Raw genomic sequence first — 25537 nt, 5'->3', positions numbered from 1 at the left:
TGGCGGTTGGTGGCGGATTACTTTTGCTATTACTTATTGCAAGCTATAGACAAAGTTGCGAGTGCTACGCCACGATGTGTTCACGGGCACTGTTCGGCTCCCGATCGACAGGTGATCAAGGAGGATCATGAAGAAGACGATGGTTGTGGCGGTGGTCGCGCTGGCGGCAATGCTCTCGCCCGTTATCGCTGCTCCGGCGCCCGCGCACGCGGCGGCGCTGACCGGCGCCGATTTCATCAAAGCGAGCGGAAACGTACTAAAGACCGAGTCCGGCACGGGCGCCACCGTGAATCTCCGTGGCACCAACGTCGGTGGCTGGCTCACCCAGGAAGACTGGATGTCACCGCTGGGAGAGTTTGCTGTCGACCGAAGCGGCTGGACGCTGACCGGCTCTGGAGGCAGTCCCGCTAACGCCGTGGACGGGTCAGCCGCGACGCGATGGACAACGGGTGCCAATCAGGCCGGTTCCGAGTGGATCCGTCTCGACCTCTCCGCGGCTACCCTCTTCAACCGACTGTCGATCGACAACAGCAACAACGCCGGCCAATATCCGCGCTCGCTCAATGTCGAGACGTCGTCGGATGGCGTCACCTGGAAGAGCGTGGCGACACGGCCCGGAACTGACGGTGTGACCACGGCGCAGTTCACCCCGCAGGTGGCGCGTTACGTACGGGTGTCTCAGACCGGTACAGCGGCGGCGCTCTGGTCGGTCGGGGAGATCAACCTGTTCAACGATCCTGTGCTGTTCAACGGGACGCATACGGCGACGGCGTCGAGCTCTGCCCCCGGCACGAGTCCGGGCAGTGCTATCGACGGCAACATCGGCACGGTGTGGCAGAGCGGAGTGCCCCAGGTCCCCGGCCAGAGCTACACCATCGATCTCGGCCGGAACGTAGACATGGACAAAGTCCTGTTCGACTCGGGTGCAGCGACTGCGGGCGACTACCCCCGCGTGTGGGATGTTTACACCTCCTACGACAACGCCAACTTCACACACGTCGCCAGCGGCTACGGCACGAACCGGGTCATCCAGGCGGACTTCCAGGGCGCCAAGGGCGGGCGGTACCTGCGGATAGCCTCCAACGGCACGTCTTCGCAGTGGTGGTCGATTGCGGAGATCGCGATCACCTCCGGCGGCAACCTCGACCGCGGCGGATGGGCCGTGACTGCAACGACAGGATCCGGCCCGGCGAACATCATCGACAATTCTGTCTCGAGCCGGTGGACGACGGGAGCTGCGCAGGCCAACGGCCAGACCCTTACGGTCGACATGGGCGCGCTGATCACTCTCAACAACGTGACGACGGACACCGCTAAGAACTCGACTGACGAGCAGGACTACCCGCGCGGATACAGCCTGCAGCTCTCGAAGAATGGCACGGCCTGGACGACCGTCGCTACCGGCGCCGGCACGAGGAAGGCGACGACGATCCACTTCCCGGCTCAGTCGGCGCGGTACTTCCGGCTCGTGCAGACGGGCACCGCAGCGCAGTGGTGGTCGATCGGCGAGTTGACGGCCGGCCTCTACAACGACGATTACTCCCTCAACACGACGCTCACATCGCGGTTCGGAGCATCGGGGGCGCAGTCCGTGATCGACGCGCACCAGGACACATGGCTGACCGCCGCCGACCTGGACAACATCGCCGCAACCGGGATGAACTTCATCCGGGTACCGATCGGATGGAACACATTCCTGAACGTGGACGGCAGCTGGAAAGCCGACCCTTGGGAGAAGATCGACTGGATCATCAGCGAAGCCTCGGCGCGGGGCATGTACGTCCTCGTCGACCTGCACACCGTACCCGGAGGCGGATGCCCCTGGGGCAGCTGCGGCCGCATCGGTCCGAACCCGAACGGGTTCTGGGGCAGCGCCACCTACCAGAACTGGACCGAGGACATCTGGGAGGCCATCGCCACCCGGTACGAGGGCAACCCGGGCGTCGCCGGGTACGACCTGATCAACGAACCGCTCATCGACTACGGCGAGGATGCGGACGACGTCGCGCAGAAGAGCGACTACTACGACCGCCTCTACGACGCCGTGCGGGCGATCGACCCCGACCACACGATCTTCCTCGGTGCCTTCTTCGGCCTGGGCGCGATCGCGGCGCCGTCGACCTACGGCTGGACGAACGTCGTCTACGAGTACCACCCCTACGACATGCCGAACTCGAAGGACTGGACGGCGCAGAACCAGCTCGTGACGAACGAGCTGGCCGGACTTCCCGCAAAGCTCGCCGACCCCGGGATCCCGATCCTGTACGGCGAGTACTCGCTCTACTACAACGACGATGTGTGGTCGCGATTCATGGCGGGGCTGAACGCCTCCCACGTGTCCTGGTCTGCCTGGACCTACAAGGTGAAGGGGTCGGCGAACGACGGATTCGCGTACTGGGGGATGTATTACAACAACCCTCGACCGGTGCCGATCATCAACTCCGACAACGCGGCGACATTCATCTCCAAAGTGAGCCAGTTCGGGACCGCGAACTTCACCAAGAACGATCGGTTCGTCGCGACTCTCACCAAGTATGCCGCCGGCGCCACCTCGTTCGCGCCGACCGCGGTGAGCCACAGCGGGTGGACGGCGACAGCGTCGTCGACGGCTCCGGGAACCTCGACGGCCGGCGGGATCGACGGTGTCGGGTCGGGCGCGTGGAGCAGCGGAGCGGCCATGGCAGGCGGTGAGTGGTACCGGATCGACATGGGAGCGAACCGGACCGTGGCGATGGTGACGGTGCAGACTCCATCGGGGTCGACCTGGGACTATCCGCGCGGATTCACGGTCGAGACATCCACCGACGGCACGACGTGGTCGATGGCGGCGACCGGCATCGCTTACGGCTGGAAACGCCCCATCTCGATCTCGCCGACGACAGCCCGCTACATCCGGATCACCCAAACGGGTGCCGCCCCGCAGTGGTGGACCATCGACGAGGTCAGCGTCTACTCGTCGTACTGATCGCCTCGGCCGGGAGCGGTACCCCGCAAGGGCAGTCCCTCCCGGCCGCCGGCGCCAGCCCTTTCGCCAGCCGAACTCAAGGAGCAACCAACGTGCACACCACTCCGCACATCACGGTGGATCTCGCCGCCTTCCCGGCAGACTTCGCATGGGGCGTCGCGACCGCCGCCTACCAGATCGAGGGCGCCGCGACCGAGGGTGGGCGCGGGCCGAGCATCTGGGACACCTTCGCCCGGACACCGGGGCTCACTCTCCACGGCGACACCGGAGACATCGCGTGCGACCACTATCACCGGTGGGAGTCCGACCTCGACCTTCTCGCCTCCCTGGGCGTCACCAGCTACCGTCTGTCGGTCTCGTGGTCTCGTCTGCAGCCCGACGGGCGAGGCGCATTGAACCCCGAAGCCGTCGCGTTCTACCGTCAGATCCTCGAGGGGCTGCGCTCGCGGGGGATCGGCGCGTACGTCACCCTCTATCACTGGGATCTTCCCGACCCCTTGGAACGCGAGGGCGGGTGGACATCCCGCAAGGTCGCGTATCTGTTCGCGGACTACGCCCGCGCCGTCCTGACGCAGCTGAGCGACCTGGCATCCCACTGGATCACGCTCAATGAGCCGTGGTGCTCGTCGTTCCTCGGCTACGGCTACGGCGCGCATGCACCGGGGCGGAAGGATCTGCGCGCGGCCGTCGCGGCCGCTCACCACTTGAATCTGGCGCACGGGCTGGCCGTCGCCGCGATCCGGGAGGTCGCCCCCGCGGCACGCGTCGGCGTGACCGACATCCTCACCGACATCGTTGCGGCCACCGACGGAGATCGGGACCGCGCCGCCGCCGTGCGGCTCGACGCGGTCTCCAACCGGGTCTTCATGGACCCGGTCTACCGCGGAGAGTACAGCCGGACCGTCCACGAGGCCCTCGACCCGCTCGGGCTCTCCGAAGCCATCCACGACGGTGACCTCGCCATCATCTCGGCACCGGTCGACTTCGCGGGAGTCAATCACTATCAACGGGTGATCGCCTCCGCCGACGACGCCATGCCGTTCGGTGTGCGGGAGGTACCCGCCGAGCCGTCGACCACATCCTTCGGGTGGTCCGTGACGCCGGATGCGCTGCGCTCGGTGCTCGCACGAGTCTCCGAGGAGTGGACGAACCTGCCCGTGTACGTCACCGAGAGCGGCGCGAGCTTCCACGACTACGTCGACCCCGGCGGGGAGATCGTCGACACGGAACGCGTCAGCTACCTCGACGGATACTTCGCCGCTGCAGCCGACGCGATTGCCGACGGGGTCGATCTCCGCGGGTATTTCGTGTGGTCGTTCCTCGACAATTTCGAGTGGGCCGAGGGTTACAGCAAGCGATTCGGCATCGTCTACGTCGACTACCGCACGCAGGAACGCATCCCGAAGCTGAGCGCCCACTGGTACCGCGACCTGATCGCCGCCCACGCTTCTCAGACCCGACCCATCCCCGCCGTCGCCCGACGGTAACCTGCACCAATCCCGAAAGGATCCTCAATGAAGAGATCACGTCTCGCCGTCGCCGCACCCGTCGCGGTCGTCAGCATCATCGCGCTCGCCGGATGCGCCGGAGGAGGAGGCTCCGGCGCATCCTCCGATTCGAAGGAGCTGACCGTCTGGGTGATGGGCGACAGCTCCGCTCACTTCGACGAACTCGTTGCCCCCTTCGCGGAGAAGAGCGGCATCACCGTGGACACCGTCGCCATCCCATGGGATGCGGTCGATCAGAAGTTCACCACCGCCGTCGCCTCGGGCAACGGCCCCGACATCATTCAGATCGGCGTCTCGAAACTGCGCACGTTCGCAGAGTCGGGGGCGCTCCTCACCCTCGACGAATCCGCTCTGGCGGACTACCCGAACCTGGCATCGGACAACTTCCTCGACGGAGTCGCCGGAGACGCGACCGCGGTCGCAGGCGACGTCGTCAGCGTTCCGTGGGTCAGCGACACCCGCGTGCTGTACTCGCGCACCGACGTCCTCGCCGAGAACGGCATCACCGAGCCGCCCGCCACGTGGGAGGCGCTGCGGACGGATGCAATGACTCTCGCGGGCCGGGGAGACGGACAGTACGGCTACTACATCCCGCAGTGGGACTCGAGCCTGCCCGTCATCATGACGTGGGATCAGGGCGGACAGATCGTCACGGACAGTGGGGAGATCGACTTCGACACCCCTGAGTTCGAGGCCGCGGTCGACCTGTATACGGGGTTCTACGCCGACGGCTCGGTACCCACCAATGCCGACTTCGATCAGACGCAGGGCTTCACTTCGGGGGCGACTCCGATGCTCGTGTCGGGTCCGTACCTCGCCAACGCGATCGAGGCCGCCGCTCCGGAGCTCGACGGCAAGTGGACCGTGTCGCCGATCCCCTCCGGCACCGACAACACCTCGCTGCTCGCAGGCTCGAACCTCGGCGTCTGGGGCTCCACGGACAACAAGGACGGCGCACTGTCGCTCCTCGACTTCCTGTCGGAGCCGGAAACGCAGCTGACCTGGTACGGCATCGACAGCCAGCTGCCGACGGTCAAGGCCGCGCTCGAAGACGCCTCGCTCACGGCCGACCCGCTCGTCGCGGTGTACGCCGAGCAGCTGAAGGACTCGGCGCTGCTCCCCCTCGTTCCGAACTGGGATGGGGAGACGGGCAAGGCGCTCCTGGATGCGCTGAACTCGATCGTGCTCACCGGAACCGACACGAAGACGGCGCTGCAGACGTTGTTCGACGCCACCAGCGGTACCTCGATCGACTGACCGAGCACGCTGCCGGCGGGGTGGGGCACTCGAGGCCCCACCCCGCCGCCTCTCCGGGAGACCCCATGAAAGCCCGCTCCGCGCCCTACCTCTTCATCGCCCCGACGATGATCCTGCTGCTCGCCTTCGGCGTGCTGCCGATCCTGATCGCCCTCTTCGTGAGCTTCACCGACATGAACCTCGCGGGGCTCGGCAACTGGTCGGTGATCGAGTTCATCGGTCTCGACAACTACACGAAGCTCTTCGCCGATCCCGACTTCTGGCAGGCGCTGACCAACACCGGGATCTTCGCGATCATCGGGGTCCCGTGCGTCGTGATCATCTCGCTGGTCATCGCGCTCCTGCTCAACCGCTCCGGCAACTGGTTCTTCAAGGCTCTGCGGACGTTCTACTTCGTGCCGGCGATCACCGCGATCGTCGCGATCTCGCTGGTCTGGGGCTACCTCTACAACACGCAATTCGGGCTGTTCAACTACATCCTGTCGCTCGTCGGTCTGCCGCCGGTGCAGTGGCTGAGCGACCCGGTCATGGTCAAGGTGTCGCTCGTGCTCGTCGCCGTCTGGCGCGGCACCGGGCTGAACGTGATCATCTTCCTCGCCGCACTGCAGGGCGTGCCGAAGGAGTATCTGGAGGCGGCGAGCCTCGACGGTGCGAGCGAATTCCGTAAGGCTGTCTCGGTCGTCATCCCGCTCCTCCGCTTCGCGATCTTCTTCGTCACGATCACGACGATCATCGCCTGGCTGCAGTTCTTCGACGAGCCCTTCGTGCTCACCAAGGGCGGGCCGCTCGGGGAGTCGACGAGCGTGTCGCTCTTCCTCTACCAGACCGGTTTCTCCGCCAGCCAGTTCGGTTACGCCAGCGCGGGCTCCGTGATCCTGTTCGCGATCATCGCCGCGATCACCCTTATCCAGCTGCGAACCAGGAGATCCGATGACGATTACTGACCTCCGAGAGACGCTCGCCCCGAGCCTCGACGTTCCGCTCTCGCGTGCACCACGGAGCGCACGGCGATCCACCGCCCGGGCGACCACGGTCATCATCGGCATCATCCTCGGTATCGGGGCGCTCATCACCGCCTTCCCGTTCATCTGGATGATCACGTCGTCGGTGAAGCCGCGGAGCGAGTCCGTGGCCTACCCGCCGGCGGTGCTGCCGGAGAGCCCGACGTTCGAGTACTTCGTTCAGCTCTTCCAAGAGCTCGACTTCGGTCGCTATCTCGTGAACACGATCGCGATCGTCGCCATCAGCATGATCGGCCTCATCCTGATGGCCATGGCGGGCTACGGGTTCGCGAAATTCAGCTTCCGCGGCCGCGAACCGCTGTTCTTCCTCGTGCTGATCACGATGATGATCCCCGTGCAGGTCACGATGATCCCGACGTACCTCATCCTGAACGGCGCCAAGCTCACCAACACCCTGATCGGCATCGCGCTGCCGACGCTCGTCTCCGGCTTCAGCGTGTTCCTGTTCCGGCAGTTCATGGTCACCATCCCCACCGAGTTGATCGAGGCGGCGCGGATCGATGGGGCCTCGGAGCTGCGGATCTTCTGGCGGATCATCCTGCCGATGTCCCGCCCGATCTTGGCCGTTCAGGTGGTACTGACCTTCATCGCGGGGTGGAACAGCTTCCTCTGGCCACTCATCCTCGCCAACGACGAGCGGCTCTACACACTGTCGGTCGGCGTCTCGCTGCTCAACCAGCAGATCGCCACGAACCCTTCTCTGCAGATGGCGGCCGCAACGCTCATGGTCGTCCCGATCCTGATCGTCTTCGTCATCTTCCAACGCTTCGTCGTGCAGGGCTTCGCTCTGTCCGGCCTGAAATGACAGGTACCTCCATGACAACGTCGCGGTTCGACGGATTCGTGCACGCCCGAGACGCCCAGCTGGTCGACGGCCAGGGGCATCCGCTGCTGCTGCGGGGGATGGGTCTCGGCAACTGGTTGCTGCCCGAGGGGTACATGTGGAGGTTCGGCGACGAGATGAGCTCGCCCCGGCAGATCGAAGCCCGCATCCGGAGCCTGGTCGGGGCGGAGCGAGCCGAAGAGTTCTGGCGCCGGTTCGGCGAGGCCTTTCTGACGGAACTCGACATCGCCCGCATCGCCGAGCTCGGCTACGACCATGTGCGGCTGCCGTTAAACTCCCGATCGCTCATCGACGATGACGGTCGGATGCTCGAGGCGGGTTTCGCGCGCATCGACGATCTGATCGGATGGTGCCGGTCGCACGGTATCTGGGTGCTGCTCGATCTGCATGGCGCTCCGGGCGGCCAGACCGGCACGAACATCGACGACTCCCCGCGCGGTCTGCCCGAGCTGTTCATGGAGGAGCGCTACCGGATGCTGACGATCCGACTGTGGGAAGAGCTCGCACGACGCTATCGGCACGAGACCGTGGTCCTCGGGTACGACCTGCTCAACGAGCCGCTTCCCAACGACTGGCAATACACCTACGCGGGCGAGCTCGCGGAGCTGTATCGAGCGCTCACCATCGCCATCCGGGAGATCGATCCCGATCACCTCATCGTCTACGAGGGCGCCCACTGGGCTACCAACTGGTCGATCTTCACGGAGGTCTGGGATGCGAACTCGATGCTGCAGTTCCACCGCTACTGGTGTGCTCCGGACGAGTCGAGCATCGACGAGTATCTCGCCGCACGCGACCGTCTCGGGCTTCCGATCTACATGGGCGAAGGGGGCGAGAACACGCCGGAGTGGATCTACACCGCGCACCGGCTCTACGAACGGCACGGGATCGGCTGGAACTTCTGGCCGTGGAAGAAGCTCGACACCCGCACATCGCCGCTGTCGATCCGGAGGCCGGCCGGTTGGGACCTCATCTCCGACCCGGGCGCCACTCCGGGTCCGGATGAGGCCTGGGCGATCCTTGAGGTGTTCCTCGCGGCACTTCCGGTCGATCAGTGCGACGTGCGGTCCGATATCGTCAACGCGATGTTCGCTCGCGCGCCCCTCTCTCTTCCTGCGTGGGGCCATGATCCGCAGAACCCGCCGTCGCCCCGGGGGCTGGCCGGGATCGCCGCTCCGACGATGTGGCATCACACCGCGGGCGAGCCCTACACGGCCGAGGAGGTGCTTCCGTTGCAGATGGCGGTCGACGCCGAAGTGCGCTTCGCGCTGGAGAAGAGGCCCGAGGAGTGGACGCTCGACAGCGACGCTCCGGACGACTTCGTGGGCCGATGGGCCGACGGGCACCTCGTGATCCGTGCGCTCCGTCCCGCCGTGCTCCGCGGCGTGAAGGTCTCTGCGTGACGACGGTCGATGGGCACCGCGCGGGCGCACTCCCGTATCGTCGTCTCATCATGAATGGTCCCCTCCCGCAACGGGCCGTGATGGCACCCTCGGACGCATCAACTGTCACGTCCCTGCGGCAGCGTAACCGGGCAGTGGTGTTGAAGCACATCCTGCTGCGCGGTGAAACGACGCGCGCCGAGATCGTCGCGGAGATCGGCCTCTCGGCCGCATCCGCGGCGAATATCGTCGTCGAGCTCATCGACGACGGCCTCGTGGAGGAGCGCGGAAGCAAGTCGTCTCGGGGCGGCCGACCAATCACGATAGTGGGACCGCGCACCGACGCCGCCGTGATAGTGGGCATCGACGTCGGGGAACGCGGTGTGGCCGCGGAACTCTTCGACCTCTCGATGAACCAAATCGATCGCGAGTTCCGGGGCGGACATGAAGCGGAGACGGCGCCGCGCATCGCCGCAGACATCGCGGCGGCGCTCGACGCGTTGCGATCCCGCCATCCGGCGCGTTGGGGCACCCTGGTTGGCGTGGGCCTCGGCCTGCCGGGCATCGTGGAGACGGATGCGGACGGCATCCAGACGGTCTACGCGCAGAGCCTTGGGTGGGAACCGGTCGCGGTGACCCGACTGTGCGCGGTGGATGCGGTGCCCGTGATCGCCGAAAACGGCGCCACCCTGCAGGCGCGAGCGGAGCTCTGGTTCGGGAACGCGAAGGACAGCCAGCACGCTATCGTCGCCCAGATGGGTCGTGGCATAGGAATGGGGCTCGTGATCAACGGCGAGATCGCGACGGGAAGCCGTTCGAGCGCCACCGAATGGGGACATACGACCCTCCAGGTGGGCGGCGCGCTCTGCCGCTGCGGAAACCGCGGATGCGTAGAGGCCTACCTCGGCGCCGATGCGATCCTCCGTCGCTGGAAGGACACCGGCGCCGACGTTCCGGGCTCTGGATGGTCGGCACTCGGCGCGCTCATCGATTCCGCTGAGGAAGACCCTGCAGCACGAGCCCTCATCATCCGGGTGATCGACGAGCTCGGGGCGGCGCTCGGCAGCATGGTCAATCTCAACAATCCCGAGCGCGTGTTGATCGGGGGCTGGGTCGGTGAACGCCTACTCGCTGCCTACGCGGAGGAGATCGACGCCGCAATCACCGCGCACGCGCTGCACCGCCCGGCGTCGCAGTACAGGCTCATGGGCACTCGATTCGCCGGCGACTCTGTTGCGGTAGGAGCAGGGCTCCTGCCCCTGGATGCTCTCATCACCACGGGCTGGACGGTCGCTCGCGCCGGGTGACCGTCAGGCGGACGATCGATCATCGCGCAGATCACCGAGCAGGTGCGGGTGATCCTTCCCGCCTGAGCGTCAGGCCCCGGATGCGGCCGCCGCGATAATCTCCGCGACGGCGTCGGGCTGCGACAGGAACGGGGAGTGGCTCGCGTTCAGGCGCGCGACGCGGGAGCCGGCGCGGGCGCTCAGGGCCTCTTGTGCGGGAATCGGGAAGATGGCGTCCTGCTCGGTGAGGATGTAGGTCGTCGGCCGATCCCGCCATGCGACCTGCGTGAGCGGTTCGGTGAACGCGCGGACCGACTGCGGAAGAAGCCGGGCGGCCGAGGCATCCGCGACGTCCGCGTCGACATCCCCGTAGAACAGGTGCTGCGGCGGCTGGTCGTCGTCGCCCGCGGTCACGACCGGCCCGTTCACGTGCCACCAATCGGGAGCTTCTCCGCCCACCGCGGCGAGAAGCGACTCGCCCTCGTCGAGCGCGAAGGCCGCGATGTAGACGATGTGCCGCACCCGCGGGTCGGTCGCCCCCTGCGTCGTCGGCACGCCCCCGTACGAGTGGGCGATGACCGTCACCGGGCCGACGATCTCGTCGATCGCGGCGGCCACCGCATCCGCGTCGTCCTGCATGCCCAGAAGCTCCTTGCCCGCGGCGTGCACCGTCGGCAGGTCGATGAGGCGGATGCGCCATCCCTGATCGGAGAGCAGAGTCGTCACCTCGTCCCAGCACCAGGAGCCGTGCCAGGCGCCGTGGACGAAGAGCAGGGTGGGTCGGTTGTCGGGCATCGTCGCCTCTTCCGTCGGAATTCGTTCGGGTGCGACGAGAATAGGATGCGGCGGTGTCACGGCGATGTGGCAGGAGGCGAGAATCGATGGCGATGCGCGAAGCGGCGATCGGCCCCCGGGTGGTCGGCACCACCCGGGGGCTCCCTCCCGGCCGGGACTTCGACTACTTCTGCGATGCGGTCGCCGATGTCTACGTCGGCATCCGGCCGCAGCGGTCGGCATCCTTCGCTGCGGACTTCTCGCTCTACGACATCGGGCCCTTCTCGCTCGGACTCATCAGCACCCCCGGGGTGTCGGCGAGTCGCGACCGGGCGTCGCTGCGCCGGGTGTCCGATGACGCGGTGTTCGTGAACCAGAGCTCCGGCGCATGGGGCCTCGCGCAGGGCGGTGCCACGTGGCACGTGGGCGCCGGCGCGCTGGTGCTCGACAACGATGCTCCGTTCACCGTCATCGCCGACCCGCGGCGACCGTTGCGGCTCGCGTCGGTGCGCATTCCGCGCGCGATGCTGTCGCGGCGGGCAGGGTCGATGATCGCCCTCTTGGACGACCGTCTGGCCGGAACTCCGCTCGGCGCGCAGGTGTCGGCGCAAGTCGAGCTGCTCACGTCGGCGGCCCGCAACGGCATGGTGCGCGTCGCCGAGGTCATGGCAGTCAGCGTGCTCGAGATGCTCGAGGCGGCCTGCGCGGCGGAACCCGCACTCCCCGGTCGTCGCGATGCCATGCGCGCATACGCCCTGAGTCGGGTCGGCGACGCCCGTCTCGACCTGACCGCGATGGCCCGGGCGTTCGGATGCTCGACCCGCACGGTCCAGACCGAGTTCGCCGCCGAGGGCGAGACCTTCTCGACGTGGCTCCGCGGCATTCGCCTCGATCGGGCCCGCGAAGCCCTGCGTGGGCCCGACGATCGCGGCCGGTCGATCCGGTCTGTCGCGGCGGAGTGCGGTTTCGCGGATGTCGGCACATTCCACCGTGCCTATCGCGCCCGGTTCGGGCGCACCCCCGCCTCCGATCGCTGAATGCCGGACGAGCCACGTCCTCGCCGGGCCGTGGCCGGTGCGTGTCGGTCAGGTGCGCCCGCACTTCCCGGGATACGCCCCTGACAAATCCGCCTTTCGTTGAAAGGCTGTTCCTATGGAGACGATTGCCCATCGACGCTTCAGCGCACCTCTGCGTGCCGTGCTCTTCGTCGGTCCCGCGATACTTCTGCTCGTCGGCGTCCTGAACGTGCGTACCCCCGCCGGGGCTGTCGTCGTGCTCGTCGCCATCGCCATGCTCATCGTCGTGACCTTCTTCTCGGGTGTCCGGCTGCGCGCGGGTCAGGCCGGCGTTGCGTTCTCGCTCGTGCCGTTCTGGGGAAAGACGCTGCGATGGACCCACATCGCCGCCATCGATGTCGAAGAGGTGCGCCCGTTCGAGGACTTCGGAGGGTGGGGCATCAAGGGCAGCCAGAAGCGACACGGAATCCTGCTGAGCGCCGGGGAGACGACGGCCGTTCGCATCACGACGACGGACGGTCGCCGCTATCTCGTGGGTGTCGGGGATGCGTCGAGCGCCGCGGTCGAGGCGGTGCGTGAGCTGGCTCCGCCGGATACGACGGTGCGGTTCCTCCCGTGACGGCCGGTGATCTCGCCCCATCCACTCGGCGGGCGCAGACGGGAACCACGCCCACGGACCGCGCACTCGAGGACGAGATCCGGCGACTCCTGAGCCTGCGGGCGGCCGGTGCGACGATCTGCCCCTCGGATGTGGCGCGAAGCCTCGGCGACGAGCGGTGGCGAGAGCTCATGGACCCCGTGCGCGAGGCCGCCCGTCGCCTGACCGACGCCGGGGAGGTCGAGATCACCCAGGGCGGCGAGGTGGTCGAACAGGCCAGCGCGAAGGGTCCCATCCGCATCCGACGGCGGAGCTGACCGCCCCGCGCCGATGGTCCCGACCTCCTCCGGCGGTGCGATCAGAGCGTCGTTGTCGCGGCAACCGAGCGGGCGTTCGCGACCGTCCAAGCCAGCGCGTAGTCTGCGACCACTTCCCAGCCGGGCTCGGCGCAGGTCCAGTGGCCCCGCCCCGCGAACTCGTAGTACTCCGTGACGGCGGGCGACTTGGACCAGTGCTTCGCATTCGACTTGTTGACGGCCGGCGGCATGATGTGGTCTTCGCTTCCGCCGATGAAAAGAAGCGGAGCCCGATCGATCGAGTAGTCGACCCAGGTGGCCTGGTGGCCGGGCTGATAGTTCGCGAGCAGACCGTACGCCCAGATCCAGTTGCCCGGCGCGGGGATGGCGAAGCGGTCGTGGACCGCGTCAGACTCCTCCCGGCTGAGCGTGTTCGTGAAGGCGTAGTGCCACTCGTCCTTGGTGAAGCCCACCGCCTTGTGCAGGTTCGCCGGGTTCTTCAGCGCCGGAAAGAGAGATCGTGCCTGCGACAGCGGCGTCACGCGGACGCCCTCGGTGGGGGCGGAGTCGATCACGGCACCGGCCGCACCGAGTCCGCGGGCGAGCAGGAGCTGGGTAAGGAGGCCGCCGAAGGAGTGGCCCATGAGGATGGGCGGCTTCGGCAACGCTTCGATGACGCCCGTCAGATGCGTGAGAGTCTCCGGGACGGTGAGATTCGCAATGAGGTCCGGGCTCTCGCGCAGAGCTTCGACCTCGATCTCGAATCCCGGGTACGCAGGCGTGATCACGGTGTAGCCCTGCGCTTCGTATCTCGCCTTCCACTCCGCCCAACTACGCGGAGTAACCCAGAGGCCGTGAATGAGGACGATCGTGTCTGGCGTGTCGGAGCTCATGGTCGTTGCCTTTCAGATATCGGTCTGACAGCCCGTCGTCGCGCGGGCCGGGATTGACTCCACCTTCGCCTCGATCTTGAATGCGCGCACCCCGTGGAGTACGTAGTGCTGACGGGTCAGGTGCGGCGCGCGTCCGTGAGCTGTCGGCGAGAGGTGATGCCGAGCTTTCGGAATATTTTGCGGAGGTGATAGTCCACCGTATGGGGGGAGATGAAAAGTGCGGCGGCGATCTCCGGGTTGCTGCGCCCCTCCGCAGCAAGGGTCGCGATCAACGACTCCTGAGGACTGAGATCGCTCTCGGATGCGGGTGGCGGCGCAACATCGCCGGTCGCGGCGAACTCGTGCCGGGCGCGGGTCGCGAACGGCACGACACCGAGCGCGTCGAAGGAACGCACCGCTCGGGCCAGATGCACCCGTGCGTCCCGTCGCCGTCGCTGACGACGCAGCCACTCGCCGTAGAGCAGGTGCGTCCGAGCGAGGTCGCCCGGCGCAGGGATCTGCTCGAATTGCTGGATCGCGGCGAGAAACTCTCCTTCGGCGGAAGCGGTACTCGCGAGCAGTGCCCGGGAGCGATGTGCGAGCCCGCGCATCCACGGGGTGGGTGTCGCCGTCGCAAGTCCCTCAAGCGATGCGGTCGCCGCCCGCGCGTCGCCCAGGTACCCGCTTCGCCCGGATGCTTCGGCGTAATCGGCCAGCGACAGATGGGCCACATGGAGAAAGCCGTTCTCCACCAGAGGGCGCAGCAGAAGGTAGGCCTCTCGGTACTCGCCTTCGGCGACGAGGCGGCACCCGAGACCGCGCTGCGCCACCGTCCACGCTCCGGTAAAACCGCTGTCGCGCGCTGCGTCTCCGGCGGTATCGACCGCCCCGCGCGGGGCGCCCGCGAGCGCCAGGTGCGCCGCGTTGACCACGTGCTCTGCGGGATAGCCGATCGCTCGCCGGAGCTCACGGATGTTCTCGAGAGCGTGTCCGGCTGCGGCGATGTCGAGGAGTTGGACATGGATCGTGGATTGCATCCACAGCGAAGAATCCAACGCTTGCAATGCTCCGCGCGCACGCGCGATGTCGACCAGGCGGCGGGTGACATCGAGCGCGGCGTGCGGGTCGGCGAGAGCCATTCCGAGGGGCACGGCGCTGGCGCCCACCTCGAAGAACGCGTCGTCATCGAGCTCATCGATGACGCGCATAGTCTCGCGCATCGGCGGCAGAGAGTCCGGAATCGGACCGAAGATGTGGGCCGCGAGCCCGCGAAGGATCTCGGCGTGCGGTCCAGGCGCTGAGTCGGCTCCCGTCTGCAATCGCTCGCCGAAATCTGTGAGCTCGATGCCGGTGGTACGTCGTTCTGTCGTCCACACGTACGAGTACGCGTTGATCAGGGCGTGCTGCTCGGCGACGGCAGAGACCGGACGAAACGCGTCGGCAGCGCGCGCGAACATCGAGGCGACGAGCGGAACGCTATCGGCATCTGCAATGAACAGCGCGACGAATGCGCGCGCGGAAAGCGCGCGACCCCGGTGCTCCGGGGTCAGGGCTTCGAAGTCGAGGGCGTCCAACATCTCGCGCGCGAGCAGCGCGGCTCCTGCGCCGAGGGCGGCTTCCACTGCGGCGATTTGATGCTCGTCATGTGAGACACCGACGGGCGTCAGCTCTGCGGAGCGTGCCAGAAGTCCCGCCTGAGCAAGGAGGGCTCCCCGCCCGCCGGCGGCATCTGCGAGCGCGGCCAGCCGTGCGGCCAGTGGGATGTCTGGCGCGACGGCGACCGCCGAGGCATGCATGGCCGCAGCCGTGACGAAGCCCTGGGCGTGGGATGCCCCCTCGAGAGCGATATGTGCCTTGCGCCGATCGGCCGACGAGGCGCCGTTGTACACGGCAGAGCGGATCAGCTGGTGGCGGAACCGCAGTCGCACTCCGACTTCGAGCAGCTTCGCGTTCTCGAGCGGGGTCGATGCGTCGGGAGGGAGTCTCCGCTCGTCCGCCGCCTGCCGAACGACGTCCGCGGCACCGGTCGTATCGGCGGCGGCGAGCAGGGCGAAGGCGACGGCGCTCGCAGGAAGCTCTCGGACTTGCTGGAGGTAGAAGTCCTCGAGGAGTGCGCCGGGCGGAAGTGGCTCCAGCGACAGGGCGCGAAGCGCGAGCCGCTCCGCATCCGCGTGCGACGCGAGGTCGGTAATCGCGAGGGGGTGGCCATCCAATTGCGCGGCGACCCTCACTGCGAGGTGGGGATCGAACTGCCGCGGAGAACGAGCGTTCAGGAGTGCGACGGCCGATAGCGCATCCAACCCATCCAAACGGTGCACCGCGATTCCGGCGAGCATCTCCAGGGTCGTCGGAGTCGGACGCGATGCGAACACAATGAATGCGGATTCCGCAGTGAGACGACGCGCGACGAACGCGAGGGCGGCGAGCGACGCCGGGTCAAGCAGGTGAGCATCGTCGACAACGCACACCACCGGACGGGGCGCCGACGCGAGGAGCGTGAGAACTGCGGCGCCGACCTGATATCGGTCTGGTGGCGGGCCGCCCGCGCGTCCTGTGGCCACCTCGAGTGCGTGTCGCAGGTCGAGAGGAAGAGTCGAGAGATCGTTCTGCAGATCACGGAGGAGAAGATCGATGGCGGCGTAAGGGAGGTCTGCTTCGGTGGAGAAGCCGGTCAGCCGAAGGACTCTCGAGTCGCGTGTCTCGCGCCGCGTGAGAAATTCATCGAGAAGTGCTGTCTTGCCGATCCCCGGGTTGCCTACGATGACGAGAGCGGACGCATTCCCGCTTTGGGCAGCACGGAGGAGTGTGCCGAGAGTCTCGAGGTCATCGGACCGGCCCACGAAGAGTGTCGGATTCGCGTCGATGGGGGCAGGGTATCGAAGTCGGTGCCTGCAAGCGACTACCCGCATCCGCCCGGAGGATGATCCCGCGATGCGCGGATAAACTCTCGTGTGCCCTCCTCCGATCCCGCTGCCACCGACGGGCCGTCGATCGACCCCGACGACCTCGCCACCGCCCTTCGCGTGCTGGCCGCCGCCGAGGCGCTCGAGAAGGACGACCCCGACTACGTGACGCTGCGGCACGCGACCGGCAAGCTGTACAAAGCGGTCAAGCTGCAGGGCCGCCGCGACAAGCGCGATCGTATCGCCGAGGCGGATCGGGCCGTCGTCGCCGCGACCGCCACCGGGGCCTCCGACCGCATCGACGATGAGACGCGCGGCATCCCGCTCGCGGTGCGGATCGCCGCGCCGACCGCCGGCGAGCTGCTCAAGCCGCGGGCCTGTTACATCTGCAAGAAGCCGTACACGACGGTGGATGCGTTCTATCACCAGCTCTGCCCGGACTGCGCCGCGATGAGTCACGAGAAGCGCGATGCACGCACCGACCTCACCGGACGCCGCGCACTTCTCACCGGTGGCCGCGCGAAGATCGGCATGTACATCGCGCTGCGGCTGCTGCGCGACGGGGCCCACACGACCATCACGACGCGCTTCCCCCGTGACGCGGTCCGTCGGTTCGCCGCGCTCCCAGACTCGGCGGACTGGCTGCACCGGCTGAAGGTCGTCGGCATCGACCTGCGCGACCCGGCCCAGGTCATCGCGCTCGCCGAGTCGGTCGCCGCCGCCGGGCCCCTCGACATCCTGATCAACAACGCGGCGCAGACCGTCCGTCGATCCCAGGGGGCGTACAAGCCGCTCGTCGACGCGGAGCTCGCGCCGCTTCCGGACGGACCGCTGCCGGAGCTGCTCACCTTCGGGCACACGAACGACGCGCACCCGCTGGCGCTCGCGCAGTCCGTCTCCGCCCACCCGATTCTCGCCTCCGCCGCGCGGACGGCCGACGAACTCACCGCTGAAGCGATGACGGCCGGTTCGTCATCCCTCGAGCGACTCGCCGCGGGAACCGCGATCGACGCGGGTGGGCTCGTGCCCGACGAGGACCACATCAACAGCTGGACCCAGCATGTCGACCAGGTCGACCCGCTGGAGATGCTGGAGGTGCAGCTGGCGAACACGACGGCCCCGTTCCTCCTCATCCGCGGACTCCGTGCCTCGATGGCCGCCTCGCCGGCACGCCGCACGTACGTCGTGAACGTGTCGGCGATGGAAGGCGTGTTCGGGCGCGGCTACAAGGGCCCCGGCCACCCGCACACGAACATGGCCAAAGCGGCGCTCAACATGCTCACCCGCACGAGCGCTCGCGAGATGTTCGAGTCCGACGGCATCCTGATGACCGCCGTCGACACGGGGTGGATCACCGACGAACGCCCGCACTTCACGAAGGTGCGTCTCGCCGAAGAGGGCTTCCACGCTCCGCTCGATCTCGTCGACGGCGCGGCCCGTGTCTACGACCCGATCGTGCGCGGCGAGGCCGGCGAAGACCTCTTCGGGGTCTTCCTCAAGGACTACCAGCCGGGCGCGTGGTGACCTCGGGAAGGAAGTAGGCGAGGGCGAGCGGGGCGATCTCGATCTCGTCGGCATCCGCCCGTGTGACCCAGCGCGACTCGGCGATCTCGGCCGCGATCACCGGAACCGCGGCGCCGATCTCGACCCGGAAGACGTCCGCGACGACGAGGTGCCCGGGTTCGTTCGCTGCGGGCGCCGTGAACGTGCCGAGCGAGGTGATCGCCGACGCGGGCGGACGGATGCCGATCTCCTCGTCGAGTTCGCGGACGAGGGTCTGCGCCGCGGTCTCGCCCGGGTCGGGCTTGCCACCCGGCTGCATGAACGCTGTGGTGCCGCGCTTGCGCACCAGCAGAAGACGGCCGCTGTCGTCGGTGATGACGGCGGCGGAAACGCGGATGCGGCGCTCCGCGGGCACGTTCGCGTCGACGCTCACGGGCGCACCGATTCCGACGTCATCCACGCCACGACGACGTCGCCGATCATGGCGCGCAGGTGGTCGCGGCGCGACGGGTCGAGCAGGTCGCGGTCGAACAGGTACCCGAAGGTGTACTGGTTGGCGACCTGGAAGAAGCAGTACGAGCTGATCACCAGGTGCACGTCGAGCGCGTCCACGTCGTCTCGGAAGACGCCGTCTTCGCGACCCCGGGTGAGCGCCACATCGAGCACACCGAGCGCGGGTGCGTTGAGGGTGCGCAGCGACTCGAGTTTGTGGATGAAGTCGCCGCGGTGGATGTTCTCGATCGACACGAGCCGGATGAAGTCGGTGTGCGCGAGATGGTGGTCGTACGTGAGTTCAGCGATCCGGCGGAGGGCTTCGATCGGCGGCAGGTCGCCGACGTGCAGCGACTGCTCGGCCTCGCGAATGCCGCGGTAGGCCCGCTCCAGGACGGCGAGATACAGCCCCTCTTTGCCCCCGAAGTAGTAGTAGATCATCCGCTTCGTCGTTCGCGTCCGGGCGGCGATCTCGTCGACCCGGGTGCCGGAGAAGCCCGACTCGGCGAAGGTGCGGGTCGCGACGTCGAGCAGCTCTGCGCGGGTGCGTTCCGCGTCGCGCTGTCGGATGGCGGGCTCGGTCACGGTGTCAGCCTACTGAGCGTCGGATGCGGGCGACGGCGTCGCCGACCCGTCGTCGCTCCGGAGCTGGTGGATCGTGCGCATCTTCCACGACCGGGCCTGAGGTCGCGTCCGGCATCGGCGGAGGTTGCACGACTTAGACTGGAGCCATCTTCCCTCCCGTTTCGCAGACCCCGACGAGTTCCGCCATGCCCGACCGCACCCCAGAGCGCGCATTCCAGCCGCGCCACGTGCAACTGGCGCGCGCGCTCTTCGCGGTGGTCGCGGCCGTGATGATCACGTTCTCGCCCGACCATTCCGCATCCGTCGGTCTGTCGGTGTTCAGCGGATTCGCGATCGCGACCGCGCTCGTGCTGCTGATCTCGGCGTGGCTCGTCTTTCCCGCGGGGCAGCGTGCGCTGGTGCTCACGCTCGGCGTGCTGACGGCGCTCGCCGGGATGGCGTCGGGGATCCCCGCGTTCCGCACCACCGAGGTGTTCTTCGGAGTGGTCGTCTCGTGGGCGCTCCTCACCGGACTCGTCGAGGGGATCGCCGGCTTCCGCGCCCGGCGCGGCTCGGCCCGCGGGTCAGCGCTGCGCTCGCAGGCGAATGACGAGCTGACGGTCGGTGTCGTGGGCGTGCTCCTCGGTCTCGGGCTCCTCCTCGTGCCGACGCAGTATGCGCTGGACTACTACATCGATGAGGCCGCGCAGTCGTTCACGCTGACCGGCATCACGATCGGCGTCGGTCTGTTCGGCGCCTACGCCGCTATCGTCGGCGTCTACCTCGCGATCGCGGCGTTCTCGCCCCGCCGTGAGACATCGGTAACGGAGGTTGCCTCATGACCGACAAGCCGACCCGACGTGACCTGATGAAGCCGGTGCAGCTGCTCGGCCTGGCGTTCGTCGCCGCCGCTTTCGCCGGCATCGTGACCCTCATCTCGATGGGCTTCTTCCAGAACCGCGCTCCGGGTCAGTCCGGGCACGCGCTGGTCGTCGGCGGCATCGTCGCCGGCATCACCTTCATCGTGACGCTCGTCGTCATCGCCCTGCTGGTGCTCGCGGTCGACCCCGTGCAGATGACCAAGGGCATCGATGGCCCCGTGCTGTTGCCGAAGAAGCCGGATGCTGCCGCCTCGGGCGAGCCCGACGCATCCGACTCCGAGTCTCCGCCGACCGCCTGACGCAATCTGCGGGTCGCCGATGTATCGGCATCCGGAATCGCGTGCTCCCCGATGGCGGGGCGGGCTCCGCTCTCAGCGTGACGCGAGTCCGACGAGCGCGGCGATGACGCCCGCGAGGATGAGGACCCCGATCCCGATGAAGTGCACGACGTATCCCGCGACGAGCATCGGCAGGTCGGGGCCGCCGTAGCCGGCGGGGGAGAACATGAATCCGCGGGCGCCGATGCTCCAACGCATCTGGAACGCGATACGGCGCAGGTTGTCCGAGGGCGCCGTAAAGGTGCGTCCCTGCCGTTCACGCGGAACTTTCCAGGCGGCCTGCGCGGCATACCAAGCGATGACGAAGAACGGCATTGCCAGCGATGCCGCCCATCCGATCAACGCCACGCCGATCAGGATGCCCATCCCGGTGCCGAGCGATGTGAGGAAGAACACGCCAAGAGCCGTGAGCCCGATCGCGGCGGGCACGAGGAGCAGTCCCCACGTCCAGCCGGGGAAGGCGTCGCCGGACTGGCGGCGCGCCACGGGGTACGGGTTCTGTCCTGTCATATTGGTCTCCTCTGCGTCACCACCCTAGACGGCGGCCGGTCGGCATCCGGATGCGGCCTCTTGCGCTCCGGCAGCTGCCGGACAGGCGAAGTGCCCCGGCCGAGACCGGGGCACTCCGTGATGAGAAGGGTGCTCAGTGCACCGGCATCCCGCCGGTCACGGCGATGGTCTCGCCCACGACGTAGCTCGACTCCTGCGAGGCGAGGAAGACGAACGGTGGGGCGAGTTCGGCGGGCTGACCGGCGCGGCCGATCGGCGTCTGCGAACCGAACTCCTCGATCTTCTCGTTCGGCACGAACGCCGGCTGCAGCGGGGTCCAGATGGGTCCGGGCGCGACGCCGTTCACGCGGATGCCGCGCTCGATGAGCTGCTGCGACATCGCGCGCGTCCAGTTGGCGATACCGGCCTTCGAGACGGCGTACTCGGCGAGCGACGGCGAGGGCTGGAATCCCTGCACGCTCGAGGTCGTGATGATCGACGCGCCGGGCTTCAGGTGCGGCGAGGCTGCCTTGGTCAACCAGAAGAGCGGGTAGATGTTGGCCTTGAGTACATGGTCGAGCGTCTCGGTCCGGAAGTCGTCGATGCTGTCGACGGTCGGCATCGTGCCCGCGTTGATCACCAGGATGTCGAGGCCGCCGAGCTCGGCGACCGTCTTCTCCACGAGCTCCTGGTTCATCGCCTCGTTCTGGATGTCGCCGGGCAGCAGCACCGCGGTACGGCCGGCCGCGCGCACGAGCTCGGCGACCTCCTCGGCCTGCGCCTGCTCCTCCGGAAGGTAGCTGAGTGCGACGTCGGCGCCCTCGCGCGCATAGGCGATCGCGACGGCGCGACCGATGCCGGAGTCGGCGCCGGTGATGAGGGCCTTCCGTCCCGGCAGACGGTTGTTGCCGACGTAGCTCTGCTCGCCGTGGTCGGGGGCGGGGTCCATCTTGTGGATGTCGCCGGGTCCGTCCTGCTGCTGCGGCGGGAACGGCGGACGCGGGTACTGGGTGGTGGGGTCCTGTGCGGTGTACATGTTGTCAGCCATGCGTCGCACGCTACCCAGCGGTCTCTTCCCGGGGCCCCTCTTGACCCTTCCTCCGGATTGACCTACCGCGGGCGCCCGGCGCCGCGTTTCCGCGAGACGGGATCTGGGCGCCGAGACGTAGGGGTAACCCCACTGTCTCGGCGCGAAGATCCCGTCTCGCGGTCGGGAGGGGGGCGGGAGGGGAACCGGCGGGGCGGGGTGGGAGGATCGAGGGGCGCGCGGGGAGACGGCGCGCAGCGAGCGGAGGGTGACGATGAACGCACCGGCGTCTCGGGACGACCTGCTGCGGATGCGGATGGCGTCGCAGTTGCTCGCCGCATCCGCTCCGGAGGCATCCGGAACACCACCCGACATCGCCGGGGTGGCGCGGCACATGCTCGCGGTGCAGGGCCAGGATCCGGTCGCCGCGTCGTGGGCGCTCGGGGTCCGTGCGCCGGGGGCGAGCGTCGCCGACGTTCGCGCGGCGCAGCGCCGAGGTGAGGTCGTGCGTTCGTGGCCCATGCGCGCCACCGTGCACCTGGTGCCCGCCGAAGACATCGGATGGATGCAGCAGCTGCTCACGCCGCGGCTGCTCGCGGATGCGGCGCGGCGCCGCGAGCAGCTGGGTTTTCCGCTCGACATCCTCGAGCGGATGCGCCGGATCGCGATCGAGCGGCTGTCGGGCGGCACGCAGCTGCCCCGCGCCGAGCTGTTCGCCGCCTTCGTCGAGGAGGGCATCGAGATGCGGCCCGGCTGGTCGTACCACGCGGTGTGGTGGCTCTGCCAAACCGGCACGCTCGTGTTCGGGCCGCCCCTCGGGGCGAGGGATGCGGCGCTGGTTCTCGCCGACGAGTGGATCACGCGCCCGCGGCAGTTGGAGGGCGACGACGCGCTCATCGAGCTCGCCGCCCGGTACCTGGCAGGCCACGGCCCGGCCACGCCCGCCGACCTCGCGTGGTGGACGAAGCTCACGCTCGGCGACGCCCGCCGGGCCTTCGCTCGCGCCGCGGAGTGCGGTCGTGCGGCGGTCGTGGAGGTGGACGGCGCGCCGTGGTGGGTCGCGCCCCACGCCCTCGATGCGGAGCTCCCGGAGCCGCCCGACGTGCTTCTTCTTCCGGCGTTCGACGAACTGCTGCTCGGCTACCGTGACCGCAGCCTGTCGGCGGATGCGGCGCACACCTCGCTCCTGATGTCATCGAACGGCATCGCTGTGCCGACGGTCATGCTGCGGGGTCGGGCGGTCGGCTCCTGGAAGCTCATCGACGGTGAGGCCGTGGTGACGCCGTTCCCCGGGGCGCCGCATCCGCCCGCATCCGCCCTCGCCCAGGCCGTCGCGCACGCCGAGCGCTTCCCCCGCTGACCGGCGCCCCCGCGCGCCCGACCGGGCACCCCCGAACCCCGCGAGACTGCAGTCGGGCGGCGAGACAGCGGCTCTGCGCAGACGTCTCGCCGCGCCACTGCAGTCTCGCGGTCAGAGCGCCCCGATGAGGGGGGCTCACCGCGAGCGCGCGGGATCAGTCGCGGGGGGTGACCAGGGCCTCGGCGAGGCCGACGTAGGTGGCGGGGGTCAGGGCGAGCAGGCGCTCCTTCGCGGCGTCGCCGATGTCGAGGCCGCGAACGAACTCCGCGAGCTCCGCGGCGCCCACCCGTCGGCCGCGCGTCAGCTCTTTGAGGAGCGCGTACGGATCGGTGATCTGCGACCGACCGGCGACGACCTCGGCGCGCACGACGGTCTGGATGGCCTCGGCGAGCACCTCCCAGTTCACGTCGAGGTCGGCCAGCAGCACGTCGCGAGCGAGCGAGATCTCGCCGAGGCCGCGCAGCAGGTTGTCGAGCGCGAGCAGCGAGTGACCGAACGCGACGCCGATGTTGCGCTGCGTCGTCGAGTCGGTCAGGTCCCGCTGCATCCGCGAGGTGACCAGCGTCGAGCCGAGCGTGGCGAACAGGCCGCCCGCGAGCTCCAGGTTCGCCTCGGCGTTCTCGAACCGGATGGGGTTGATCTTGTGCGGCATCGTCGACGACCCCGTCGCCCCCGCGACCGGGATCTGCGAGAAGTACCCGAGCGAGATGTACGTCCAGATGTCGGTGGCGAGGTTGTGCAGGATGCCGCCGGCGTGCCGCGCGCGGTCGTACAACTCGACCTGCCAGTCGTGCGACTCGATCTGCGTGGTCAGCTCGTTGAAACCGAGGCCGAGTCCTTCGATGAAGGTGCGCGAGATCTCGACCCAGTCCGCATCCGGTTCCGCGGCCAGGTGCGCCGACCAGGTGCCCGTGGCCCCCGAGAACTTCGCGAGATACTCCGACGACTCGAGCTGCGCGAGCACGCGCTGCAGGCGCCACACGAAGACGGCGAGCTCCTTGCCCATGGTGGTCGGGGTCGCGGGCTGGCCGTGCGTGCGGGCCAGCATCGCCGCATCCTTCAGCTCGTGGGCGACGCCGTCGAGGCGCGCCGTGACCTCCTGCAGCTTCGGCAGCCACACCCGGGTCACCGCGCGCTGCACCGTCAGGGCGTACGCGGTGGAGTTGATGTCTTCGCTCGTGCACGCGAAGTGCGTCAGCTCGGCGATGCGGGTGAGGCCCAGGGCGTCGAGCCGGTCGCGGACGAGATACTCCACGGCCTTCACGTCGTGACGCGTCACGGCCTCGCGCTCGGCGAGCCAGTCGATCTCGTCCTGGCCGAAGTCGCGGTAGAGCTGACGCAGGTTCTGCTTCTCGTCGTGCGTCAGCGGCTGCGTTTCGAACAGTTCACGGTCGGTGAGGGCGATGAGCCACTCGACTTCGACCTCGACGCGTGCCCGGTTGAGCCCCGCCTCCGAGAGAAAATCGCCGAGAGCGGAGACCGCGGAGCGGTACCGGCCATCGAGCGGGCTGAGCGGCTGAACGGGGAAAGACGACACGGTACTCCGTCGGTCGGATGCGGCGCCCGCTTCGCGGCCTACCCGGCGGAGCGAATGGCGGGTTCGAGTTGCCGGAAGAGCGCCCGGCACGCGTTCTCGATCATACCGAGGACCTCATCGAACGCCTCGTCGCCCGCGTAGTACGGGTCGGGAACGTCCTGCACCTCGTCGACGGATGAGTCGAACGACAGCAGCAGCGCCACCTTGTCGCCGTCGGCTTCGGACCGCGCCCACGCCCGCAGGTTGCGTTCGTGGGAGCGATCGAGCGCGACGACGAGGTCGTTCCGGTCGAAGTCGGCGTAGCTGAACTGCTTCGCGCGGTGCCGCGTGCCGTCGTACCCGTGGCGTTCGAGTGCCGCCGTGGTGCGAGGATCCGCCGGTTCGCCCACGTGCCAATCGCCGGTGCCGGCGCTCGTGGAGACCACGCGGTCGCCGAGGCCCACCGAATCGGCGAACCATCGGAAGACCACCTCGGCCATCGGTGAGCGACAGATGTTGCCCGTGCACACGAACACGACGCGGAAGGGCGCGGGTTCGGTCATGCTTCCATTCTGGTCCCCACTCCTCCTGCACAGCACGGTCGCACGCCGGATCGATCCCGAAGTCGGATGCGGACGCCCCCG

At 68.1% G+C, this 25537-nt stretch carries 23 protein-coding genes and 1 pseudogene; 14 read left to right on the top strand and 10 right to left on the bottom strand.

Features of this window, described 5'->3' with window-relative positions:
- Positions 1–127 precede the first annotated feature (127 nt).
- The 7 genes from LQ938_RS15015 (at position 128) to LQ938_RS14985 (ending at position 10285) form a co-directional block, all read left to right on the top strand.
- Positions 128–2965: a discoidin domain-containing protein gene (locus LQ938_RS15015; RefSeq protein ID WP_223721945.1), complete on the top strand. Its 2838-nt coding sequence runs from the start codon at positions 128–130 to the stop codon at positions 2963–2965.
- Positions 2966–3057: 92 nt separating this feature from the next.
- Positions 3058–4452, top strand: a complete 1395-nt coding sequence (locus LQ938_RS15010) for a GH1 family beta-glucosidase (protein ID WP_223721944.1) — start codon at positions 3058–3060, stop codon at positions 4450–4452.
- A 27-nt stretch (positions 4453–4479) separates the two neighbouring features.
- On the top strand, positions 4480–5730 hold the full coding sequence (locus LQ938_RS15005) for an extracellular solute-binding protein (protein ID WP_223721943.1): 1251 nt from the start codon (positions 4480–4482) through the stop codon (positions 5728–5730).
- Between the two features lie 65 nt (positions 5731–5795).
- Positions 5796–6674: a carbohydrate ABC transporter permease gene (locus tag LQ938_RS15000; protein ID WP_223723334.1), complete on the top strand. Its 879-nt coding sequence runs from the start codon at positions 5796–5798 to the stop codon at positions 6672–6674.
- On the top strand, positions 6661–7557 hold the full coding sequence (locus LQ938_RS14995) for a carbohydrate ABC transporter permease (protein ID WP_223723310.1): 897 nt from the start codon (positions 6661–6663) through the stop codon (positions 7555–7557). The genes LQ938_RS15000 and LQ938_RS14995 overlap by 14 nt, the downstream gene beginning before the upstream one ends.
- 11 nt (positions 7558–7568) lie before the next feature.
- On the top strand, positions 7569–8999 hold the full coding sequence (locus LQ938_RS14990) for a glycoside hydrolase family 5 protein (protein ID WP_223723309.1): 1431 nt from the start codon (positions 7569–7571) through the stop codon (positions 8997–8999).
- Between the two features lie 137 nt (positions 9000–9136).
- Positions 9137–10285: an ROK family transcriptional regulator gene (locus LQ938_RS14985; RefSeq protein WP_223723308.1), complete on the top strand. Its 1149-nt coding sequence runs from the start codon at positions 9137–9139 to the stop codon at positions 10283–10285.
- 69 nt (positions 10286–10354) lie between these two features.
- On the opposite strand, the gene LQ938_RS14980 is transcribed toward LQ938_RS14985, so the two are convergent.
- Complete coding sequence (locus LQ938_RS14980; RefSeq protein ID WP_223723307.1) at positions 10355–11059, bottom strand: alpha/beta hydrolase; 705 nt, start codon at positions 11057–11059, stop codon at positions 10355–10357.
- An 86-nt stretch (positions 11060–11145) separates the two neighbouring features.
- Between LQ938_RS14980 and LQ938_RS14975 the strand changes: the two genes are divergently transcribed.
- The 3 genes from LQ938_RS14975 to LQ938_RS14965 all read left to right on the top strand — a co-directional run bounded on the left by LQ938_RS14975 (position 11146) and on the right by LQ938_RS14965 (position 12969).
- On the top strand, positions 11146–12075 hold the full coding sequence (locus LQ938_RS14975) for an AraC family transcriptional regulator (protein ID WP_223723306.1): 930 nt from the start codon (positions 11146–11148) through the stop codon (positions 12073–12075).
- Positions 12076–12190: 115 nt separating this feature from the next.
- The gene (locus LQ938_RS14970; RefSeq protein WP_223723305.1) at positions 12191–12673 is read left to right on the top strand and encodes a hypothetical protein; all 483 of its coding nucleotides are present in this window, start codon (positions 12191–12193) and stop codon (positions 12671–12673) included.
- Entirely contained in the window at positions 12670–12969 is a 300-nt protein-coding gene (locus LQ938_RS14965) for a DUF3253 domain-containing protein (protein ID WP_223723304.1), read from the top strand. Before LQ938_RS14970 ends, LQ938_RS14965 begins: the two co-directional genes overlap by 4 nt.
- A gap of 41 nt (positions 12970–13010) precedes the next feature.
- Here LQ938_RS14965 and LQ938_RS14960 read toward each other — a convergent pair whose 3' ends face one another.
- From LQ938_RS14960 to LQ938_RS15560, 3 genes and pseudogenes are all read right to left on the bottom strand, one after another.
- Positions 13011–13841: an alpha/beta hydrolase gene (locus tag LQ938_RS14960; protein ID WP_223723303.1), complete on the bottom strand. Its 831-nt coding sequence runs from the start codon at positions 13839–13841 to the stop codon at positions 13011–13013.
- A 116-nt stretch (positions 13842–13957) separates the two neighbouring features.
- Entirely contained in the window at positions 13958–16192 is a 2235-nt protein-coding gene (locus LQ938_RS14955) for a helix-turn-helix transcriptional regulator (RefSeq protein ID WP_223723333.1), read from the bottom strand.
- A gap of 72 nt (positions 16193–16264) precedes the next feature.
- Positions 16265–16729 (bottom strand): annotated as a pseudogene (locus LQ938_RS15560) (AAA family ATPase); the annotation flags it as partial.
- 42 nt (positions 16730–16771) lie between these two features.
- Between LQ938_RS15560 and LQ938_RS14945 the strand changes: the two are divergent.
- Entirely contained in the window at positions 16772–18247 is a 1476-nt protein-coding gene (locus LQ938_RS14945; RefSeq protein ID WP_223723302.1) for an SDR family oxidoreductase, read from the top strand.
- Here LQ938_RS14945 and LQ938_RS14940 read toward each other — a convergent pair.
- Both LQ938_RS14940 and LQ938_RS14935 read right to left on the bottom strand, forming a co-directional pair.
- Positions 18219–18686, bottom strand: a complete 468-nt coding sequence (locus LQ938_RS14940; RefSeq protein WP_231341341.1) for an NUDIX hydrolase — start codon at positions 18684–18686, stop codon at positions 18219–18221. The genes LQ938_RS14945 and LQ938_RS14940 overlap by 29 nt on opposite strands.
- Positions 18656–19303, bottom strand: a complete 648-nt coding sequence (locus LQ938_RS14935; protein WP_223723300.1) for a TetR/AcrR family transcriptional regulator — start codon at positions 19301–19303, stop codon at positions 18656–18658. Before LQ938_RS14935 ends, LQ938_RS14940 begins: the two co-directional genes overlap by 31 nt.
- Before the next feature lie 185 nt (positions 19304–19488).
- Between LQ938_RS14935 and LQ938_RS14930 the strand changes: the two genes are divergently transcribed.
- Both LQ938_RS14930 and LQ938_RS14925 read left to right on the top strand, forming a co-directional pair.
- Positions 19489–20124: an acyl-CoA synthetase gene (locus tag LQ938_RS14930; protein ID WP_223723299.1), complete on the top strand. Its 636-nt coding sequence runs from the start codon at positions 19489–19491 to the stop codon at positions 20122–20124.
- On the top strand, positions 20121–20462 hold the full coding sequence (locus LQ938_RS14925; RefSeq protein WP_223723298.1) for an amino acid transporter: 342 nt from the start codon (positions 20121–20123) through the stop codon (positions 20460–20462). The genes LQ938_RS14930 and LQ938_RS14925 overlap by 4 nt, the downstream gene beginning before the upstream one ends.
- A gap of 72 nt (positions 20463–20534) precedes the next feature.
- Here LQ938_RS14925 and LQ938_RS14920 read toward each other — a convergent pair whose 3' ends face one another.
- Both LQ938_RS14920 and LQ938_RS14915 read right to left on the bottom strand, forming a co-directional pair.
- On the bottom strand, positions 20535–21011 hold the full coding sequence (locus LQ938_RS14920) for a hypothetical protein (RefSeq protein WP_223723297.1): 477 nt from the start codon (positions 21009–21011) through the stop codon (positions 20535–20537).
- 133 nt (positions 21012–21144) lie between these two features.
- Positions 21145–22038 carry an SDR family oxidoreductase gene (locus tag LQ938_RS14915; RefSeq protein ID WP_269216551.1) on the bottom strand — a complete coding sequence of 298 codons (894 nt, stop codon included), beginning with the start codon at positions 22036–22038 and terminating at the stop codon, positions 21145–21147.
- Positions 22039–22291: 253 nt separating this feature from the next.
- Here LQ938_RS14915 and LQ938_RS14910 point away from each other — a divergent pair, with 253 nt between their 5' ends.
- Complete coding sequence (locus LQ938_RS14910) at positions 22292–23377, top strand: winged helix DNA-binding domain-containing protein (RefSeq protein WP_223723296.1); 1086 nt, start codon at positions 22292–22294, stop codon at positions 23375–23377.
- Positions 23378–23531: 154 nt separating this feature from the next.
- On the opposite strand, the gene purB is transcribed toward LQ938_RS14910, so the two are convergent.
- Positions 23532–24914, bottom strand: a complete 1383-nt coding sequence (gene purB, locus LQ938_RS14905) for an adenylosuccinate lyase (RefSeq protein WP_223723295.1) — start codon at positions 24912–24914, stop codon at positions 23532–23534.
- A 38-nt stretch (positions 24915–24952) separates the two neighbouring features.
- Positions 24953–25456 carry a low molecular weight protein-tyrosine-phosphatase gene (locus LQ938_RS14900; protein WP_223723294.1) on the bottom strand — a complete coding sequence of 168 codons (504 nt, stop codon included), beginning with the start codon at positions 25454–25456 and terminating at the stop codon, positions 24953–24955.
- Positions 25457–25537: the final 81 nt, after the last annotated feature.

Source organism: Microbacterium sp. cx-55 (genome assembly GCF_021117345.1).
Classification (GTDB): Bacteria; Actinomycetota; Actinomycetes; order Actinomycetales; family Microbacteriaceae; genus Microbacterium.
Note: the sequence above shows the minus strand (reverse complement) of the source record. Positions and strands in the feature narration are given on the sequence as shown.

Bases quoted from the DNA above. Each gene is read 5' to 3' on its own strand.
- LQ938_RS15015 (WP_223721945.1), top strand. From the start codon at position 128: ATGAAGAAGACGATGGTTGTGGCGGTGGTCGCGCTGGCGGCAATGCTC.
- LQ938_RS15005 (WP_223721943.1), top strand. From the start codon at position 4,480: ATGAAGAGATCACGTCTCGCCGTCGCCGCACCCGTCGCGGTCGTCAGC.
- LQ938_RS15000 (WP_223723334.1), top strand. From the start codon at position 5,796: ATGAAAGCCCGCTCCGCGCCCTACCTCTTCATCGCCCCGACGATGATC.
- LQ938_RS14995 (WP_223723310.1), top strand. From the start codon at position 6,661: ATGACGATTACTGACCTCCGAGAGACGCTCGCCCCGAGCCTCGACGTT.
- LQ938_RS14990 (WP_223723309.1), top strand. From the start codon at position 7,569: ATGACAACGTCGCGGTTCGACGGATTCGTGCACGCCCGAGACGCCCAG.
- LQ938_RS14980 (WP_223723307.1), bottom strand. From the start codon at position 11,059: ATGCCCGACAACCGACCCACCCTGCTCTTCGTCCACGGCGCCTGGCAC.
- LQ938_RS14975 (WP_223723306.1), top strand. From the start codon at position 11,146: ATGGCGATGCGCGAAGCGGCGATCGGCCCCCGGGTGGTCGGCACCACC.
- LQ938_RS14970 (WP_223723305.1), top strand. From the start codon at position 12,191: ATGGAGACGATTGCCCATCGACGCTTCAGCGCACCTCTGCGTGCCGTG.
- LQ938_RS14960 (WP_223723303.1), bottom strand. From the start codon at position 13,841: ATGAGCTCCGACACGCCAGACACGATCGTCCTCATTCACGGCCTCTGG.
- LQ938_RS14930 (WP_223723299.1), top strand. From the start codon at position 19,489: ATGCCCGACCGCACCCCAGAGCGCGCATTCCAGCCGCGCCACGTGCAA.
- LQ938_RS14925 (WP_223723298.1), top strand. From the start codon at position 20,121: ATGACCGACAAGCCGACCCGACGTGACCTGATGAAGCCGGTGCAGCTG.
- LQ938_RS14920 (WP_223723297.1), bottom strand. From the start codon at position 21,011: ATGACAGGACAGAACCCGTACCCCGTGGCGCGCCGCCAGTCCGGCGAC.
- LQ938_RS14915 (WP_269216551.1), bottom strand. From the start codon at position 22,038: ATGGCTGACAACATGTACACCGCACAGGACCCCACCACCCAGTACCCG.
- LQ938_RS14910 (WP_223723296.1), top strand. From the start codon at position 22,292: ATGAACGCACCGGCGTCTCGGGACGACCTGCTGCGGATGCGGATGGCG.
- LQ938_RS14900 (WP_223723294.1), bottom strand. From the start codon at position 25,456: ATGACCGAACCCGCGCCCTTCCGCGTCGTGTTCGTGTGCACGGGCAAC.